The 2,216-nt window shown below is 64.2% G+C and carries 2 protein-coding genes; one reads left to right on the plus strand and one right to left on the minus strand.

All coding sequences use genetic code 11. The annotated features are described in order from the left end of the window. Positions 1-151 precede the first annotated feature (151 nt). On the plus strand, positions 152-592 hold the full coding sequence (locus EN990_RS35110) for a hypothetical protein (protein ID WP_024501715.1): 441 nt from the start codon (positions 152-154) through the stop codon (positions 590-592). A 3-nt stretch (positions 593-595) separates the two neighbouring features. Here EN990_RS35110 and EN990_RS35115 read toward each other — a convergent pair whose 3' ends face one another. Continuing rightward, the gene (locus EN990_RS35115; protein ID WP_245469243.1) at positions 596-2,215 is read right to left on the minus strand and encodes an ABC-F family ATP-binding cassette domain-containing protein; all 1,620 of its coding nucleotides are present in this window, start codon (positions 2,213-2,215) and stop codon (positions 596-598) included. Between the last annotated feature and the right edge of the window lies 1 nt (position 2,216).

Here is a 2,216-nt window from a genome sequence, read left to right on the forward strand (position 1 = left end):
CTCCCCGGCCTTCCCGCAGCCGGATTCGAACGATGCCTGGAACCAAATCACGGGGCCTGGAACCAAACCACGGGCGAGACTGTTCAGTTGTAGCTTTGATCCCACGCTGACATCCCGGCCGGCAAAGCGGCGACATTGAGGAGTTCTCACCATGAAGATTTCATCCGGATTTCGTTCCATCGCGGTTGCCGCCATCGCCACCGCAAGCATCGGCTTTGCCAGCGCCGCGCATGCCGACAGCGGCACCATCCGCTTCGCCGTCTACAAGGCGGCCTTCTTCGTCGGTGGCTCCGGAGGCGAAGGAACGCTGACCTTCCATGGCCGCCGCTATCCCATCTCGGTCGGCGGCGTCTCGGGCGGTCTCGCCTTCGGCGTTTCCAAGACCTATTTCCGAGGTACCGTGCGCCACATCAAACGTGCGCGGGATGTGACCGGGGTCTACGGTGCGGCGGGCGGTGGCGGCGCGCTTGGCAAGGGGGCTCAGGTGATCGTCATGACCAATGACAAGGGCGCCCAGCTCGAATTGACGGGCAGGCAGGTCGGCCTGCAGGTCAACGCCGACCTCAGCGGCATGAGCATCTCGCTGAGGTAGCCGTTAGCTCCTCAGGCCCGGCGCTTCCTGCCCCGTCCGCTCGACATATTCCGTATAGCCGCCGCCATAGGTGTGGATGCCTTCGGGCGTCAGCTCCAGCACGCGGTTGGAGAGCGCCGCCAGAAAATGCCGGTCGTGCGAGACGAACAGCATGGTGCCCTCGTACTGCGAAAGTGCCGTGATCAGCATCTCCTTGGTGGCGATGTCGAGATGGTTGGTCGGCTCGTCCAGCACCAAAAGGTTGGGCGGGTCGAACAGCATCAGCGCCATCACCAGCCGCGCCTTCTCGCCGCCTGACAGCACACGGCATTTCTTCTCGATCTCGTCGCCGGAAAAGCCGAAGCAGCCTGCGAGTGCCCTGAGCGGCGCCTGGCCGGCCTGGGGGAACGCGTCTTCCAGTGTCTGGAACACAGTGCGCTCGCCTTCCAGCACCTCCATGGCGTGCTGGGCGAAATATCCCATCTTGACACTTGGGCCCCGCGCGACCGTGCCGGTATCGGGCTCGGAAGCGCCGGCGACCAGCTTCAGAAGCGTCGACTTGCCGGCGCCATTGACGCCCATGATGCACCAGCGCTCGCGGCGGCGGACCTGGAAGTCGAGCCCCTCATAGATGCTGCGGCTGCCATAGCCCTTGTGGACGTTCTTCAGCGTCACGACATCCTCGCCGCAGCGCGGCGCCGGCAGGAAATCGAAGGACACGGTTTGACGGCGCTTCGGCGGCTCGACGCGGTCGATCTTGTCCAGCTTCTTCACCCGGCTCTGCACCTGCGCGGCATGCGAGGCGCGCGCCTTGAAGCGCTCGATGAAGGCGATCTCCTTGGCCAGCATCGCCTGCTGGCGCTCGAACTGAGCCTGCTGCTGCCTGTCGGCGATCGCCCGCTGCTGCTGGTAGAATTCGTAGTTTCCGGAATAGGCGGTCAGCGAACCGGCGTCGATCTCGACCACCTTGTTGACGATGCGATTCATGAACTCGCGGTCGTGCGAGGTCATCAACAGCGCGCCATCATAGTTCTTCAGGAAGGATTCCAGCCAGATCAGGCTCTCCAGGTCGAGATGGTTCGACGGCTCGTCGAGCAGCATGGCGTCGGGCCGCATCAACAGGATGCGGGCCAGCGCCACGCGCATCTTCCAGCCGCCGGACAGCTTTCCGACATCGCCGTCCATCATCTCCTGCGAAAAGCCGAGACCGTCCAGCACTTCGCGGGCGCGGCCATCCAGCGCATAGCCGTCGAGTTCCTCGAAGCGGTGCTGCGCCTCGCCATATTTTTCGATGATCTCGTCCATCTGGTCGGCCTGCTCGGGATCGGCCATGGCCGCCTCGAGGGCCGCCATTTCGGCCGCGACTTCGCTGACCGGCCCGGCGCCGTTCATCACTTCGGCGACAGCGCTGTGGCCTTCCATGTCGCCGACATCCTGGCTGAAATAGCCGATGGCGACGCCGCGATCGACCTGCACCTGGCCTTCGTCTGGCTGCTCCTGGCCGGTGATCATGCGAAACAGCGTCGTCTTGCCGGCGCCGTTCGGCCCGACGAGGCCGACCTTCTCGCCCTTCTGCAGGGACGCCGACGCTTCGATGAAGACAAGCTGACGGCCGTTCTGCTTGCTGATGCTTTCAAGTCTGATC

Source organism: Mesorhizobium sp. M7A.F.Ca.US.005.03.1.1 (assembly GCF_003997975.1).
Classification (GTDB): domain Bacteria; phylum Pseudomonadota; class Alphaproteobacteria; order Rhizobiales; family Rhizobiaceae; genus Mesorhizobium; species Mesorhizobium ciceri.

What these genes read in the sequence shown, in the direction of transcription:
- EN990_RS35110 (WP_024501715.1), top strand. Translation starts at nt 152, where the DNA reads ATGAAGATTTCATCCGGATTTCGTTCCATCGCGGTTGCCGCCATCGCC.